Below are 14,405 nucleotides of genomic sequence, written 5' to 3' on the forward strand. Positions count from 1 at the left end.
TATCAGTCAGGAGCCGGACATGATCTTCGAACCAGCACACCCGGGCCGCCGCGACGAGCAACAGCGGCGGGCGGCCCGCCGGCGGATCCGGGAGACGCTCGCGGTGCGCCGGGCCGCCGCGGTCGGCCGGCAAGGGGCCGTCGAACCGCCGGATGAACCGGCCGTCGAGCCCGGGACTGCCGGGTGACGCCGGGTACGCGTGGTCGGCGCGCGGGGGCCGGTGCGATCAACGAGAGTGTCCAGCTGGCCGAGGCCGTGATCGATCTTGCGGCGATCGCGGAGAACGTCCGCACGATCGCGGCGATCGCCCGTACCGGGCTGATGGCGGTGGTGAAGGCCGACGGGTTCGGGCACGGCGCGGTGCCGGTGGCGCGGGCTGCGTTGGGCGCCGGCGCCGCCTGGCTGGGTGTGACCTCGGCGACGGAGGCGCTGGCGCTGCGGACGGCGGGCATCGACGCGCCCGTCCTGAGCTGGCTGCACCGGCCGGACGAGGACTTCACCCGCCTGATCGCCGCGGACGTCGACATCGCGGTGTCGACCCTGACGCACCTGCGCGCGATCGCCACCGCGGCCACGGATCTCGGTGTGCCCGCCGCGGTCCAGCTCAAGGCGGACGTCGGTCTGTCACGCAACGGTGCCAGCGGCGACGAATGGCCCGAGCTGGTCGCCTGGGCTCGCAAGCACGAGGCGGAGGGCAGCATCCGGGTACGCGGGGTGTGGTCCCACCTGACGAACGCCGACGTGCCGGGCTGCCCGAGCATCGCCCGGCAGCTGTCAACGTTCCAGGAGGCGCTGCGAATCGCTCGGGACACCGGGCTCGACCCCGAAGTGGTGCATCTGGCGAACTCGGCGGCGGCACTGGCCGCCCCGCAGACCCGGTTCGATCTCTGCCGGATCGGCCTGGCCATGTACGGCGTCGACCCGTTCGGCGCGACCGGTCCCCGCCGCTACGGCCTGCGACCCGCCATGACCCTGCGGTCAAGGGTGATCAACCTGAAGCGCGTGCCCGCCGGGACCGGCGTGTCCTACGGCCCCGATCATGTGACCGATCAACCGACCACGCTCGCCCTGCTGCCGCTCGGGTACGCCGACGGCCTGTCGCGCACCGCCGAGGGCCGCGCGTGGGTCTGGCTCGCCGGTCGGCGCTGCCCGATCGTCGGCCGCATCGCCATGGATCAGTGCGTCGTCGATGTCGGCGACCTGCCGGTGGCGCTCGGCGATCCGGTGACCGTCTTCGGTCCCGGCGCCGATCCCGGCGCGCCCGACCCGGCCGAGCCGACGGCCGCCGAGTGGGCGCGGTGGGCCGGCACCAACCCGCACGAAGTCTTGACCGGAATCGGCGCGCGAGTGGCGCGCGTACACCTACACGGGGAAGCGGCAACATCATGACTGTTCGTTTGGCGGTGCTGTTCGGTGGGCGCAGCGGGGAGCACGACGTCTCCCGGCGCTCGGCGGAGAGCATCCTGGCCCACCTCGACCCCGCCGCCTACCAGGTGACCGAGGTGCTGATCGAGCGGGACGGCCAGTGGCGGGTGAACGGCGACCGGACCACGTTCGCGCAGGCGCTGCGGACCCTCGGCGACCAGGACGTCGTGTTCCCGGCGTTGCACGGCCCGTACGGTGAGGACGGCACCGTCCAGTCGATGCTGGAGTGGCTCGGCGTCGCGTTTGTCGGAAACGGTGTCTTCGCCAGCGCCGCGGGGATGGACAAGCCGGTCACGAAGAAACTCCTCGCCGCCGACGGCCTGCGCGTGGCCGACGGGGTGACGCTGCGGCCCGACGAGGATCTGTCGTCGCGGGATCAGGAGCGGCTGGGGCTGCCCGTCTTCGTCAAACCGGCCCGGGCCGGCTCCAGCCTGGGAGTCTCCAAGGTCGAACAATGGGCGCACCTGCCCGCCGCCCTGCGGCTCGCGCGCGAGAGCGACGGGACGGTTCTCGTCGAACGCGCCGTGCGCGGGCGCGAGATCGACGTCGGCGTCCTTCAGCACCCCGACGGTCGCGTCGAGGCCGGGCCGCCGCTGGAGATACGGGTGGCGAACGCCGCCTTCTTCGACTACGACGCGAAGTACGACGGCGGTGCCGTCTTCCACATTCCGGCCCAGCTCGACCCCGGCACCACCCGACTACTGCAGGACCGGGCCGTGCAGGCGTTCCACGCGCTCGGCTGCCGTGGGCTGCTCCGCGTCGACTTCTTCCTCCCGGATCCGGACGCCGACCACGGCACAGGGTGGACCGGAGACCACCGGGAGCCGGTGATCAACGAGGTCAACACCTTCCCCGGATTCACCGCCGCCTCCCAGTACCCGCAGATCTGGCAGCGGGCCGGCGTCGGCTACTCCGCGCTGCTCGACATCCTCATCCAGGGCGCACTGCACCGACGCGACACCGCCTCCCCCTGCCCGAGTCCCTGCTGATGGCCGTCTACACCGCAGAACATCTCCGGGGTCTCCGCATGATCGTCACGGGCGGGGGAACGGGCGGGCACACCTACCCGGCGCTGACCACGATCCGTACGCTCCGCGACCGGCTGGCGGCAGCCGGCACCGCACCGGACGTCCGCTGGGTGGGCGTCGCCCACGGACTGGAGGCCAGAATCGCGCGGCAGGAGGGCATTCCCTTCACGGCGATCACCACCGGCAAACTGCGCCGCTCGCCGAACCTGCACGAGTGGGGCCGCAACGTCGCCGACGCCTTCCGCGTGCCGCTCGGCATCTTCCAGGCCATCATGATCGTGGTGCGCACCCGGCCCGAGGTGGTCTTCTCCACCGGCGGATACGTCTCCGTCCCGATCGGGATCGCCGCCTGGCTGACCCGCCGCCCGCTGGTCATGCACGAGCAGATCCTCACGCTCGGGCTGGCGAACCGGATCCTCGCCCGCCTCGCCGATCGAGTCCTGCTGAGTCACGAGTCCTCCGTCGACCATCTGCCCGCCCGAGCCAGAACCCGCGCGGTGGTCACCGGCAACCCGATCCGGCCCGAGATCCTCACGGGCAACCGCGACCGGGCGCTCGCCGCGTACCACCTGGATCCGCGCCTGCCGCTGGTGTACGTCACCGGCGGCGCCCAGGGGGCCGTGCAGGTCAACAACCTGATCGCCGACATCCTCCCCGGACTTTTGCAGAGATGTCATGTGCTGCACCAGTGCGGCGACTACTCCCTCGACCGGATGCGGCAGGTCGCGGCCGCCCTCCCGGAACACCTGCGCAGCAGGTACCAGGTCGTCGACTACGTCCACGGCGAGCTGCCCGACGTCCTGAGCGCCGCGGACATCGTCGTCGCGCGCAGCGGCGCCGGCACCGTCGCCGAACTCACCGCCCTGGGCAAGGCCTGCGTCTTCATCCCGCTCATCCCCACCGGCGGCGACGAACAGCGGCGGACCGCACGGCACCTCGCCGACGCCGGTGCCTCCCGCATGCTCGCCGGCCCCGACGCCTCCGCCAACCGCCTCTACGAGGAGATCATGGTGCTGCTCGACCACCCGGAACGACGCCAGGAACTGGCCAACGCCGCCCGTCACCACGGCCGGCCCCATGCGGCCGCGGCCGTGGCCAGCGCGATCATCGACGCCGCTGGGCGGTACCGGTCATGATCCTGCTCTCCGATCGGCGAATATCGGCCATCCCGCTCGGCGACAACGGGGAGGCCCTGGTCGACGTACGCCAGGTCGCGGACCTTCGGGTGGACGACCGGCTGGCCGACGAGGCCGGCGCGTACGCGCACCTGCGCGAGGCGACGGTGCAGCGTCTGCTCGCCGCCCAGCGGACCCTGCCCGGAGGGCTGCGGCTGCTGGTCATCGAGGGATACCGGCCGCTCAGCCTGCAGACGACCTACTTCGAGAGCTACCAGGACGAACTGCGCCGCAGGTACCCAGAGTGGGACTCGGCGCGCCGGCACGTGGAGGCCAGCAAGTACATCTCGCCGCCCGAGGTGGCTCCACACAGTACCGGCGGCACGGTCGACCTCACGCTCTGTACGGACGACGGGATCGAACTGGACCTGGGCACGATCGTCAACGCCAGCCCGGTGGACAGCGCCAACGCCTGCTTCACGGGATCACCCCACATCTCCCCGCGGGCCCGCACCAATCGCGGCATCCTGGGCCGGGCGCTGTCGTCTGCCGGCATGGTCAACTACCCGACCGAATGGTGGCACTGGTCGTTCGGCGACCGCTACTGGGCGCTGAGCACCGGGGCCGCCCGGACCCGGTACGGGCCGGTGGATCTGCCGTGAAGCGGCGGTACGAAATCGACCTGTTGCGGATCATCGCAGCCCTGGCGGTGCGATCTTCCACTATCTGATCAGGGCACGGCAGTGTGCGGATCTCCATTTCGTCAGCGACTGCCTGAGTGATGCCGCTGCTGTCGACCGCCGTTGCATCGCATATATAGAGATTCTTCGATCAGCTTGATCTACCGGTACGTGTGGTCGAGGATCGACGCCGTGGAAGACGTGGATCTCTCTCAGGACTGGGTCTCATTGCTGGGCCAACTTGACCGGCATGTGTCTTCCGGGCGGCTTTCGCCGGACACGGCGGCGTTGTCCGACCTGATGAGCATCTATCAGGTGCCGGGGGTCAGCATCGCCGTCGGGCACGTGAGCGGGCGGGTGTGGGCGGCGGGGTATGGCGTCACGGGTGGCGAGACGTCGACGCCGGTGACCGCGGGCACCGCGTTCGCGGCCTGTTCGATCAGTAAGCATGTCGCCGCGTTCGGCGCATTGCTACTGGTCCAGGACGGTGTCCTGGATCTGGACACCGATATCGGCGAGTACCTCACCTCGTGGCAACTACTCGACCGCGAGGGTCGGCAACCGGGAGTTACGTTACGACAATTGCTGGCGCACACGGCGGGTTTGTCCGACACCTGGTACCGCGGCTATGCCGCAGATCGCGCCCCGTCGCTGCTGCAGGTCCTGGAAGGCAGCGGCTCGACGACTACTCCACCGGTTCGGGCGACCCTGTTGCCAGGCAGCCGTTTCCGGTACTCGGGCAGCCACTACTCGGTGCTCCAGCAGCTGATGGTGGACGCGACCGGAACCCCGTTCGAGGACCTCATGCAAACTCTGGTGCTGGAACCGGTGGCCATGGCCGACAGCAGCTTCGACCAGCAGTTTCCGCACCAGCGACCGCATCCGGTGGCTCGGGGCCATCACGGTGGCGGCACCGGGATTCCCGGCGGTTGGCGAGTGCAACCGGAGACGGCCGCAGGTGGACTGTGGAGCACCCCGACCGACCTGCTCCGGCTCGACCTCGAGATCGCCCGGGCGGCCTCCGGAGACTCGAAGCTGCTCGACCGCGACCTGGCCACCGAGATGTGGACACCGCAGATTCCTGGCGGCAACTACGGGCTCGGCACTGAGGTCGACGACCGCGCCGGGCGCCGGCGTTTCGGACACACCGGGTTGAACGTTGGCTATACCTGCTTTTCCTACGTGTGGCCCGACAGCGGCACCGCGGTCGCTGCGATGACCAATTCTGAGGATGGATGGGAGCTGCTGGCCAGCATCCGCGCCGCCGCGGACCGTCGGTACACCACCAGGATCACAGCCGCGCCGCTTGGTGACGTGACGGGCCGCTACGTCTTACACGACGACTACGCGATCGACATCGCGGTCACCGACGGCCAACTGACCTTCTCCGCCGCCACCCAGCAACCGGTTGTACTGCTGGCAGACCCAGACGGTCGCTACCTACACCCGGGACTCGATCTGGAAGTCCGGTTCCTGCAGACCAACGACCAGCCTTACATCCTGGAACTGCGGCAGGAAGGAGTCACGCAAACCGCGACACCATCAACCAGGCAACCGGAATAGCCGAGTATTCACCTGCGAGCTTGCGGCGGCCGACGATGTGCTGGCCTCTGCTCGTGTACGAGTCGCGGATCAACCTCGATCCGTTGCGCTGCCAAGCGTGACTGCTGCGAGGCCTTACTGTAATGCGCCCTGCCGAACGCGCTATCGCCGCCGCACAGCGCACTCCCATGCCGCGATCAGGGCGCTGAGGTGTCGCAGATCAGTCGCGCCCAGCGCCGACAAGCCCCGTCCATGGTCCGAGAAGTGCGGTCAACAAGGCGGCCGCGCGGTCTGCTCGACGACCAGCGGTATCGACGGCGCTCCCAACCGGGTCGGCTGACCAGAAGTCCCACCACCTCAGTTCGGACATCTACCGTCCCGTCCGTGAACCGTCCGGCCACGGGGTGCGGATAACAGGTGATGCTTCCCGACTCCGCGAAGGGCCATACATGAGACACCTGCGACGAGTGAAGGATGTCGACGTCGGTGCGGTGACGGACGCAGCGATCATCGCGCGGTCCGTGCAGGAACCGGAGATCTTCTCGACGATCTTCGACCGGCACGCGCCGTACATCCATCGCTACCTGGCACGGCGCCTCGGTGTGCCGGCCGCGGACGACCTGGTCGCTGAGACCTTCCTCGCGGCGTTTCGTCGTCGGGATCGATTCGACATCACCTGTCCGAACGCCCGGCCCTGGCTGTACGGGATCGCCACCAACATCGCCGGCCAGCACCGGCGGACGGAGGAGCGCGAATACCGACTGCGGCAGGCGTACGTCCCGGCGACGAACGAGGCATCACATGCCGACCGGGTCGCCACCGTGGTGACGGCGCAATCGCTACGCCGACTTCTCCTCGACGCGTTGTCCACGCTCTCCGACGGAGATCGCGACGTGTTGCTGCTGATCGCCTGGGAGGAACTGACGTACGAGGAGGTTGCCGCCGCACTGACGATCCCGGTCGGCACCGTGCGATCACGACTCAACCGAGCCCGCAGGCTGCTCCGCGAGAAGTTGGGCGGCGAACCGGCCAGCACGATCGAGGAGGCACTGAGCAATGGATGAGCTGCGACTGCTCCAGCAGTTCGGCGACGAGACCGAGCTGCCGACGGCCGAGCGGTTGAGCCCGGCCCGCAGCCGGCTGACGACCGCGATGGCCGCGATGACGGCAAAGTCGTCCGCGCCCACGACGTCGACCGTGCCCTCGACGCTTCCTCGCTCGAGGCGACCGGCCTGGCGGCTCGTGCTCAGCGGGGTGGCAGCGGCGGGCGTCGCGGCGTCGCTCGCTGCGGTACTGGTGCTTGTGCCGGACCGGCTCGGTGGCAGCACGCCGGCCGCGCGGGCCGATGCCACCCAGGTTCTCCGGAATGCGGCAACCGCCGCGCTGCGAGTGCGCGACGTCAATCCCCGGCCCGACCAGTTCGTCTACTCACGCAGCCAGGAGGGGCGGGGGATGCGGGAGAGCTGGATGTCGGTGGACGGAACCCGAGACGGTCTGGTCATCGAGACCTCTGCCACCGGCCGCACGGAAAGAATCGTCCCCGGCTGCCGGAACGGACGGGCGGCGGTGCTCAAGGGCGACAAGGTAGTTCCGGGCGAGACCGAGCGGTGCACCCCAGCACCGGCCTACCGCGCCGACCTGCCCACCGATGCCGCCGCGATGCGGACCTTTCTGGTCGAGCACCGCAGCGGTGAACCAGGTGACGCCAATGCCGCCGGCAAGGACGTGCTCTACTACCTCACCGGCAGCTACCTCCGCCCGCGCACCCTTGCTGCGCTCTACGAGGCCGCGGCGACGACGCCGGACCTGCAAGCCGTGGAGCATGTCACGGACGGCGCGGGCCGATCGGGCATCGGGATCGCCTGGCCATCGACGCGCGGCTCAGGCGAGATTGTGCTCGTCTTCCACCCCGAGACCTACACCTTTCTCGGCGTGGGCGGGTCGGCGGGATCGTCGGCCGTGCTTGAGCTCGCCATCGTCGACCGAGTCGGTCAGACGACCTGAATTCCGTCTCACCGGGCGGGGCGCCTCGGCGCCCCGCCCGGTCTCCGGATCTGAACCGTCGGCCTCCTAGGGGTTGGCCGCCCGGCGCGTGGCTCTCTGTCGCCAGGAAGCCGTCACGAGGAGGACGGCCAGTACGACGGCGGCGCCGAGGCCGAGAATGGCCGCCAACGAGAACGATGATCCTGCCTCAGCATGACCGTCAAGCCCGCCTCTGACCTCGGTGATGGGACGGTCTTTCTTCTTCTCGTCGGGGGTGACCAGGCGGCCGACCGACGCGTCGGGCGGGAGAGCGAAGCCCCAGTCCAGCAGGGCCGCCGCCTCGCCCAGGCTCCCCAGTGGCGCGGTCTCCGCGCCGAGCAGGGTCACGGCGAGCCGCCGGCCATTACGTTCCGCCACCCCCACGTATGTCTGTCGGGCCAGGTCGGTGAAGCCCGTCTTCCCGCCGAGCGTCCCCGGGTAGTGGTCCAGCAGCGTGTTGTCGTGGGTGATGGAGAAGCCTGGCGTTCCCGGCTTCGCCGGTATCTCCGCCACCCGGGTGGCGATGTATCGCCGGAAGTCTGCGCGGGCGTAGGTGGCGCGTGCGATGAGCGCCAGGTCGTACGCGCTGGTGTACTGCCCGGGACCGTCCAGGCCGGACGGTGTCGCCGCGTGGGTCTGGTTTGCGCCCAGCCGGTGTGCCTCGTCGTTCATCGCCTGCACGCCGCCCTGCCGCCCGGCGGTGCCGCCGCCGAGGCGGGCCAGCACGTTGGCCGCGTCGTTTCCCGATTTGAGGAGAAGCCCCAGCCACAGGCTCTCGACCGAGTAACGGCCGCCCTCGACCACCCCCATCAGTGAACTGGCCGGATCGAGATCCTGCAGATCCGCCCGGGTCACCTCGACCACCTGTGCAGGGTCGAGGTGCGGCATCAGGGCCGCGGCCAGCAGCATCTTCTGCACGCTGGCGGGCGTGCGGTGCTCGTGCGGGCCGCATCCACCCAGCACCGCGCCACTGTCGAGGTCGGCCACGACCCACGAGGTGGCGGTCACCGACGGCGCCATCGACGCACCCGCGGGAATGGCCAGCCCCGCCGTCGCCAGCGTCTCGCCGCCGACGGCCAGGTCGGCGGGACCGACCGGTGGCGGCGACGGTGCGGCGGGCGGGGGCGCCGGCGGCTTCACGGCCGGGCAGGGTACGTACGGCGCGGACGCCGCCAACGTCGAGGACCCGACTGCCACGCCGGGCGTGGTCAGCAAGGCGCTGAGCACTACGGCACTAATGCGAGCGACGGTCATGTTAAAGCACGGTAACTGCTGACAAAGCAGGCAGGGCCCGGTTGCAGAAAGGCGGCGAGGATTCCGGCCTTTGGGCGGGCTGCGCCCTTTCAATCGCCTTGTGCCGTTTCGTAAGGCTCTCTGCAGATAATGGGCACACTCGATTGGTGTGTTCGGGACGAACCAAGACACTGCGGCCTGGTCGAGCAACTCTCGGAATGGGTGTGACTGCAGGGTTGGCGGTTGTCGAGAGCGGAGAACGCCGGGCGCAGTCGGTCAGGACGGGACGGCTGGCCAGTGTGTGAGCCCACCAGCCGGCGGGCAGCAATTATCTAGACCACACCGGACAGGTACTCCCGACGTCGCTGCGGTTCGAACTTCTCGATCGCGTACCGCAGCATCACCCGCGGCATGACCCGGTAGCGTCGGGCCAGAAAATCCTCCTCCGCCGCTCTGTCACGGTTGCCCACCTCGCGCAGCATCCAGCCCACCGCCTTGTGAATGAGGTCGTGCGGGTCGCGCAGGAGCCGTTCGCTGAGGCGGAAGGTCCAATGGAAGTCACCGGCCTTGATGAAGGCGAAAGTTGCCATGATGGCGATGCGCCGGTCCCACACCAGGCTCGACTCGGCCAACCGGTCCAGGACGCTCCGGTTCTTGTCGATCAGCCAGGGGCCGACGATGTACGGAGCGGATGAGTCCACCAGGTCCCAGTTGTTGATGCGGTCGGTGTTGGCCAGGATGATGCTGAAGATCTGGCCCCGTTCCTCCTCGTCGCCCTTGGTGAACTTTCGCACCAGGATGAACAGCGCCGTCAGCCTCTCCTCGTGCACGCTGCTGGTCAGCAGCTTTGCCGTCTCGGCCAGGGAGAGGTCGCGCCAGTGCCGGGCGGCCACCTTGCGCTGTTCCGGCACGGAGACACCAATGGCCGTGTCGCCCTCGCCGTACCCGCCTGGGGTCATCTGCAGAAACCGGCTCGATGCCTCCGCCCGCCGCGGGTCGGCGAGGCTGGCGAGTTCGTGACGGACGTCGGCAGTCGTGGCCATGACTGTGCAACCTACCGCGACCGCCGTTGCCCACGGTCCTGATCTGCGGTCCCGACGGTTGAGGATGGGCCGATCAGCCGAGCCGGTGCCTCGGGACCAGAAGGTCTCGGTAGTTTCCCTGTCATGAGTGAGGACACCTTCCGCTCGGTGGAGATCGAGCGCACCAGCGTGGGGAAGTACGTCGCGCGGAATGTCCGCGGCGGATCGCTGTCGATGGGCACGGGCGAGGACGCCGGCTTCACGCCGGTGGAACTGCTGCTGGCTGCCATCGGCGGCTGCACCGCGATAGACGTGGACCACATCACCAGCCGCCGCGCCGAGCCGACCCGGTTCTCCGTCGAAGTCACCGGCGACAAGATCCGGGACGAGGCCGGAGGAAACCGGATGCAGAACCTCAGGGTCGAGTTCACCGTGACGTTCCCGGTGGGCGCGGACGGCGACAGGGCGCGCGAGGCGCTGCCCCGGTCGCTGCGGCAGTCGCACGAACGACTGTGCACCGTCTCCCGTACCGTCGAACTTGGCACTCCCGTCTCGATCGTCGAGGCTGCCGGTTCCACCGGGGACTGAGGTCTCCGGGCGGCGAGGCGTTCGATCACCCCCGCGGGCGACATGCCGGTGCTTCTCGATGGGCCGCTACCGCCACACCACGTCGCTGACACTTCGGTTCACCCACCGTCGGATCGCTCGCTTCGGGCCGTAGGGCCGACGGCCCCGAGATGCCGCGCTCCGGGTCGCTTGGCGCGAGCGGCGGCCGAAGCTCGGCGCTGACCAGTCGTGCCTGGTGACGGGGCGTTCTGGGCGCCCGCCGGAAGGTCGCGGGGGAGAGCCCTCGCTCGGCGCCGCAGGCGCAGATGCTGGCCTGCCGGCTACCCGTTCGCGATTCACACTCGGCACGATTCGAACGGGAACTGCGCGCGATGGCATCACTCTCCTTGCGCGTGGCATCAAGGTGATGCCATGATGGCGTCATGGAACTTCGCGCTTACGTCGACGCGATCCGGCAGCAGCTCGCGGTAGCCGCCGCCGCGGGCGGTGACGACGCCCGGGAACTGGCCGAGCGACTCACCGCACCGCTGGAGTCCGCGGTCCGGCTCGCCCTGTTGGACGCGCTCTCCGAAGCGGCCACCGAGATCACCCGCGATCTCGCGCCCGGTTCGGTTGACCTGCGCCTGCGTCACGGGGAGCCCAGCTTCGCCGTGACGCCACCGCCCGCCGAGCAGTGGGCCGACGACGCGGAGGCGGCAGCGGCGGCCCCGCCGAGTCCGGTGCCGCAGCCACCCGCGGACGGCGAGGACGAGGCGACCGTGCGGATCAGCCTGCGCCTGCCGGAGCACCTCAAGGCGCGCGTCGAGCACGCGGCCGGCCGCGCCGGCGTCTCGATCAATACCTGGCTGATCCGGGCTGCAGCCGCTGCCGTCGACACCGACAGCCAGCACCACCGGGCCGACGCCCCCCGGCGATCCGGCGTCGCGACCGGCGGTCAGCGCTTCACCGGCTGGGTGCGCTAGCAGCGCCGGCCCCATCGACTACCCGAGAGGGGAGCACCATGCCATCCTTCGACACCCCGGGACCGATTTCGGCTTCGGTCGAACTCGTCGCCGGCGAGTTGCGGATCACCGCCGGTCCGCGAACCGACACCGTCGTGCAGGTGCGGCCGGCCGACGAATCCGACGACCGCGATGTGCGCGCAGCGGCGCAAACCCGTGTCGAGTACGCCTCCGGCCGCCTCGTGGTCCGCGGCCCCAGGCAACCCGGCTTCGGCATCTTCGGCAGGACCGGCTCGGTCGAGGTGACCATCGACCTACCGGCTGGTTCCGGCGTGGACGGGAAGCTGGGCGTCGGTGCCATCAGCTGCTCCGGCTCGCTGGCCGACTGCCGTCTGAAGACCGGCGCCGGCGACCTGCAGGTCGAGGACACCGGCGAACTCAGCCTCCACACCGGCTTCGGCGCGGCCATCGCCGAGAACGTGGCAGGCGACGCCGGGGTCACCACCGGCTCCGGCAAGCTCAGCGTCCGCGCCGTCGGCGGTCGCGCCGTGCTGAAGAACGGCAACGGCGACACGTGGATCGGCGAGGCGGGTGGCGAGCTGCGGGTCAATGCCGCGAACGGCCACGTCGCCGCCGAGTACGCCGCCGCCTCGGTCACGGCGAACACCGCCAACGGTGACATCCGCATCGGTGAACTGGTCCGCGGATCGGCCACGTTGCGCACCGCGGCCGGGCGCATCCAGGTCGGGATCCGGCGTGGTACCGCAGCCCGGCTCGACGTGCACACCCAGTTCGGCAAGGTCCGTAACGACCTGGACGCCGCCGCCGGTCCCGCCGACAGCGACGAGAAGGCCGAGGTGCGGGCTCGCACCGCGTTCGGCGACATCGTGATCCACCGCTCCTGAACATCCCACCAACTGTCTGACCGGTCGCGGGCGTCCCGCCCGGACCGGGGATGACGCGCACCTTCGTATCCCGGTCCGGCCTGTGCGGCCTGACCGGCGATGACGCGCGCCTCCGTATCCGTGCGAACCCTCGATCAGTGGAGGAAGCAATGGCGGTAACGACCGCGACGCGGCCGGCCATCTCGGTGTCCGGCCTGCGCAAGACGTTCGGGGACAAGGTTGTCCTCGACGGCATCGATCTCATGGTCACCGAGGGAACGGTCTTCTCGCTGCTCGGACCCAACGGCGCGGGCAAGACGACCATGGTGCGGATCCTGTCCACCCTGGTGCCCGCCGACGCCGGTTCGATCCGCGTCGCCGGTCACGACCTCACCAAGGAGCCCGACGGAGTACGGGCGGCGATCGGTGTGACCGGCCAGTTCTCCGCCGTCGACAACCTCCTCACCGGCGAGGAGAACCTCAAACTGATGGCCGACCTGCACCACCTCGGCCGCACCGAGGGCAGACGCCGCATCGCCCAGCTGGTAGACCGCTTCGACCTCGGTGAGATGGCGCGCAAGCCCGCCTCCGTCTACTCCGGCGGCATGCGCCGCCGTCTCGACCTGGCGATGACCCTGGTCGGCGACCCGCGGCTGATCTTCCTCGACGAACCCACCACCGGCCTCGACCCCCGCAGCCGGCACGCGATGTGGCAGATCATCCGCGGACTCGTCGCCGAGGGCGTCACCGTGTTCCTGACCACCCAGTACCTCGACGAAGCCGACCAGCTCGCCGACCGCATCGCCCTACTCGACCACGGCCGCCTCGTCATCGAGGGCACCCCCGACGAACTCAAGCGCCGCATCCCCGGCGGGCACATCCTGCTGCGCTTCGCCGACCCCACCGCGCTGCACACCGCCGCCCGCACACTCACCGTCGCCCAGCGCGACGACGTCGCCCTCACCCTGCAGATCCCCAGCGATGGTGACGTCCGCTCACTGCGGGCCGTGCTCGACCGGCTCGACGACGCACACGTCGAGGTCGACCAACTCTCGATCCACACCCCCGACCTGGACGACGTCTTCTTCGCCTTCACCGGCACGCCCGCATCCGCCGCCGCAGGACACGACAACACCGAGGGACACCGATGACCAGCCTCGCCTACACCCTGACCGACTCGGCGACCATGCTCCGCCGACAGATCCGCCACATCCAGCGCTATCCCTCGCTGACCGCGATGCTGATCGGTCTCCCCGTTGTCATGCTGCTGCTGTTCGTCTACGTGTTCGGCGGGACCCTCGGCGCCGGACTTCCAGGCGGCGGGAGCGGCGACCGCGGCGCCTACATCAACTACCTGGTTCCCGGCATGCTGCTGTTCGCCGTGTCGGGGGCCGCCCAGGGAACCGCCATCTCGATCGCGATGGACATGACCGAAGGCATCGTCGACCGCTTCCGCACCATGGCCATCTCCCGGGCATCCGTCCTGACCGGACACGTCCTCGGCAGCTTGATACAGACCATGCTCTGCATCGCCGTCATGCTCGGCGTCGCACTGGCCATCGGCTTCCGTCCCACCGCCGCCCCGGTCGAGTGGCTCGCCGCCGCCGGCATGCTCGCCGCGATCGCGTTCGCGCTGATCTGGCTGTCGGTCGCGCTCGGCCTCGTCAGCGACAGCGTCGAGACCGCCAGCAACCTGCCGATGTTCCTGATTCTCCTACCGTTCCTGGGCAGCGGTTTCGTGCCCACCGACACCATGCCCGCCGGCCTGCGGTGGTTCGCCGACCATCAGCCGTTCACGCCGGTGACCGAGACGCTGCGCGGACTGCTGCTCGGCTCGGGAATCGGGAACAGCGCGCCAATCGCGCTGGGCTGGTGCGCGGTGATCTCGCTGCTGTCCTACCTGTGGGCGAAGCACTCGTTCCAGAAGCGGGCGGCCCGCTAGGGCG

General features: G+C 69.7%; 15 protein-coding genes. 13 read left to right on the top strand and 2 right to left on the bottom strand.

The features are described 5' to 3' along the window. The first annotated feature begins 19 nt into the window (after positions 1-19). The 8 genes from FHX75_RS30985 (at position 20) to FHX75_RS26500 (ending at position 7,794) form a co-directional block, all read left to right on the top strand. Positions 20-187: a hypothetical protein gene (locus FHX75_RS30985; RefSeq protein ID WP_170285463.1), complete on the top strand. Its 168-nt coding sequence runs from the start codon at positions 20-22 to the stop codon at positions 185-187. A gap of 68 nt (positions 188-255) precedes the next feature. After that, positions 256-1,389 (top strand): alanine racemase, encoded by a 1,134-nt coding sequence (alr, locus tag FHX75_RS26470; protein ID WP_246158652.1) that lies wholly within the window; start codon positions 256-258, stop codon positions 1,387-1,389. Further along, entirely contained in the window at positions 1,386-2,414 is a 1,029-nt protein-coding gene (locus tag FHX75_RS26475; protein WP_154943049.1) for a D-alanine--D-alanine ligase family protein, read from the top strand. Before alr ends, FHX75_RS26475 begins: the two co-directional genes overlap by 4 nt. Next, a complete protein-coding gene (locus FHX75_RS26480; RefSeq protein ID WP_154943050.1) occupies positions 2,414-3,589 on the top strand; it encodes a UDP-N-acetylglucosamine--N-acetylmuramyl-(pentapeptide) pyrophosphoryl-undecaprenol N-acetylglucosamine transferase in 1,176 nt (391 codons plus the stop codon). Before FHX75_RS26475 ends, FHX75_RS26480 begins: the two co-directional genes overlap by 1 nt. Further along, on the top strand, positions 3,586-4,230 hold the full coding sequence (locus FHX75_RS26485; RefSeq protein WP_154943051.1) for a M15 family metallopeptidase: 645 nt from the start codon (positions 3,586-3,588) through the stop codon (positions 4,228-4,230). Before FHX75_RS26480 ends, FHX75_RS26485 begins: the two co-directional genes overlap by 4 nt. 210 nt (positions 4,231-4,440) lie before the next feature. After that, a complete protein-coding gene (locus tag FHX75_RS26490; RefSeq protein ID WP_154943052.1) occupies positions 4,441-5,811 on the top strand; it encodes a serine hydrolase domain-containing protein in 1,371 nt (456 codons plus the stop codon). 428 nt (positions 5,812-6,239) lie between these two features. Continuing rightward, the gene (locus FHX75_RS26495; protein WP_154943053.1) at positions 6,240-6,854 is read left to right on the top strand and encodes an RNA polymerase sigma factor; all 615 of its coding nucleotides are present in this window, start codon (positions 6,240-6,242) and stop codon (positions 6,852-6,854) included. After that, on the top strand, positions 6,847-7,794 hold the full coding sequence (locus FHX75_RS26500; protein WP_154943054.1) for a CU044_5270 family protein: 948 nt from the start codon (positions 6,847-6,849) through the stop codon (positions 7,792-7,794). Before FHX75_RS26495 ends, FHX75_RS26500 begins: the two co-directional genes overlap by 8 nt. A gap of 66 nt (positions 7,795-7,860) precedes the next feature. Here FHX75_RS26500 and FHX75_RS26505 read toward each other — a convergent pair whose 3' ends face one another. Then, positions 7,861-9,066 (bottom strand): D-alanyl-D-alanine carboxypeptidase family protein, encoded by a 1,206-nt coding sequence (locus FHX75_RS26505; RefSeq protein ID WP_154943055.1) that lies wholly within the window; start codon positions 9,064-9,066, stop codon positions 7,861-7,863. A 311-nt stretch (positions 9,067-9,377) separates the two neighbouring features. Continuing rightward, a complete protein-coding gene (locus FHX75_RS26510) occupies positions 9,378-10,088 on the bottom strand; it encodes a DNA alkylation repair protein (RefSeq protein WP_154943056.1) in 711 nt (236 codons plus the stop codon). Between the two features lie 123 nt (positions 10,089-10,211). Here FHX75_RS26510 and FHX75_RS26515 point away from each other — a divergent pair, with 123 nt between their 5' ends. From FHX75_RS26515 to FHX75_RS26535, 5 genes are all read left to right on the top strand, one after another. After that, on the top strand, positions 10,212-10,655 hold the full coding sequence (locus tag FHX75_RS26515; RefSeq protein WP_154943057.1) for an OsmC family protein: 444 nt from the start codon (positions 10,212-10,214) through the stop codon (positions 10,653-10,655). A gap of 401 nt (positions 10,656-11,056) precedes the next feature. Beyond that, positions 11,057-11,596 carry a hypothetical protein gene (locus FHX75_RS26520; RefSeq protein ID WP_154943058.1) on the top strand — a complete coding sequence of 180 codons (540 nt, stop codon included), beginning with the start codon at positions 11,057-11,059 and terminating at the stop codon, positions 11,594-11,596. 38 nt (positions 11,597-11,634) lie between these two features. Beyond that, positions 11,635-12,480, top strand: a complete 846-nt coding sequence (locus FHX75_RS26525; RefSeq protein ID WP_154943059.1) for a DUF4097 family beta strand repeat-containing protein — start codon at positions 11,635-11,637, stop codon at positions 12,478-12,480. A 149-nt stretch (positions 12,481-12,629) separates the two neighbouring features. Next, entirely contained in the window at positions 12,630-13,610 is a 981-nt protein-coding gene (locus tag FHX75_RS26530; protein WP_154943060.1) for an ATP-binding cassette domain-containing protein, read from the top strand. Continuing rightward, positions 13,607-14,401, top strand: coding sequence for an ABC transporter permease (locus FHX75_RS26535; protein ID WP_154943061.1), 795 nt, complete (start codon positions 13,607-13,609; stop codon positions 14,399-14,401). Before FHX75_RS26530 ends, FHX75_RS26535 begins: the two co-directional genes overlap by 4 nt. Positions 14,402-14,405: the final 4 nt, after the last annotated feature.

The sequence above is a fragment of the Micromonospora palomenae genome (genome assembly GCF_007829925.1).
GTDB lineage: Bacteria > Actinomycetota > Actinomycetes > Mycobacteriales > Micromonosporaceae > Micromonospora > Micromonospora purpureochromogenes.

Excerpts from the sequence above, each read along its gene's own strand:
- FHX75_RS30985 (WP_170285463.1), top strand. The coding sequence starts at position 20 with ATGATCTTCGAACCAGCACACCCGGGCCGCCGCGACGAGCAACAGCGG.
- FHX75_RS26475 (WP_154943049.1), top strand. The coding sequence starts at position 1,386 with ATGACTGTTCGTTTGGCGGTGCTGTTCGGTGGGCGCAGCGGGGAGCAC.
- FHX75_RS26480 (WP_154943050.1), top strand. The coding sequence starts at position 2,414 with ATGGCCGTCTACACCGCAGAACATCTCCGGGGTCTCCGCATGATCGTC.
- FHX75_RS26485 (WP_154943051.1), top strand. The coding sequence starts at position 3,586 with ATGATCCTGCTCTCCGATCGGCGAATATCGGCCATCCCGCTCGGCGAC.
- FHX75_RS26495 (WP_154943053.1), top strand. The coding sequence starts at position 6,240 with ATGAGACACCTGCGACGAGTGAAGGATGTCGACGTCGGTGCGGTGACG.
- FHX75_RS26500 (WP_154943054.1), top strand. The coding sequence starts at position 6,847 with ATGGATGAGCTGCGACTGCTCCAGCAGTTCGGCGACGAGACCGAGCTG.
- FHX75_RS26505 (WP_154943055.1), bottom strand. The coding sequence starts at position 9,066 with ATGACCGTCGCTCGCATTAGTGCCGTAGTGCTCAGCGCCTTGCTGACC.
- FHX75_RS26510 (WP_154943056.1), bottom strand. The coding sequence starts at position 10,088 with ATGGCCACGACTGCCGACGTCCGTCACGAACTCGCCAGCCTCGCCGAC.
- FHX75_RS26515 (WP_154943057.1), top strand. The coding sequence starts at position 10,212 with ATGAGTGAGGACACCTTCCGCTCGGTGGAGATCGAGCGCACCAGCGTG.
- FHX75_RS26520 (WP_154943058.1), top strand. The coding sequence starts at position 11,057 with ATGGAACTTCGCGCTTACGTCGACGCGATCCGGCAGCAGCTCGCGGTA.
- FHX75_RS26525 (WP_154943059.1), top strand. The coding sequence starts at position 11,635 with ATGCCATCCTTCGACACCCCGGGACCGATTTCGGCTTCGGTCGAACTC.
- FHX75_RS26530 (WP_154943060.1), top strand. The coding sequence starts at position 12,630 with ATGGCGGTAACGACCGCGACGCGGCCGGCCATCTCGGTGTCCGGCCTG.
- FHX75_RS26535 (WP_154943061.1), top strand. The coding sequence starts at position 13,607 with ATGACCAGCCTCGCCTACACCCTGACCGACTCGGCGACCATGCTCCGC.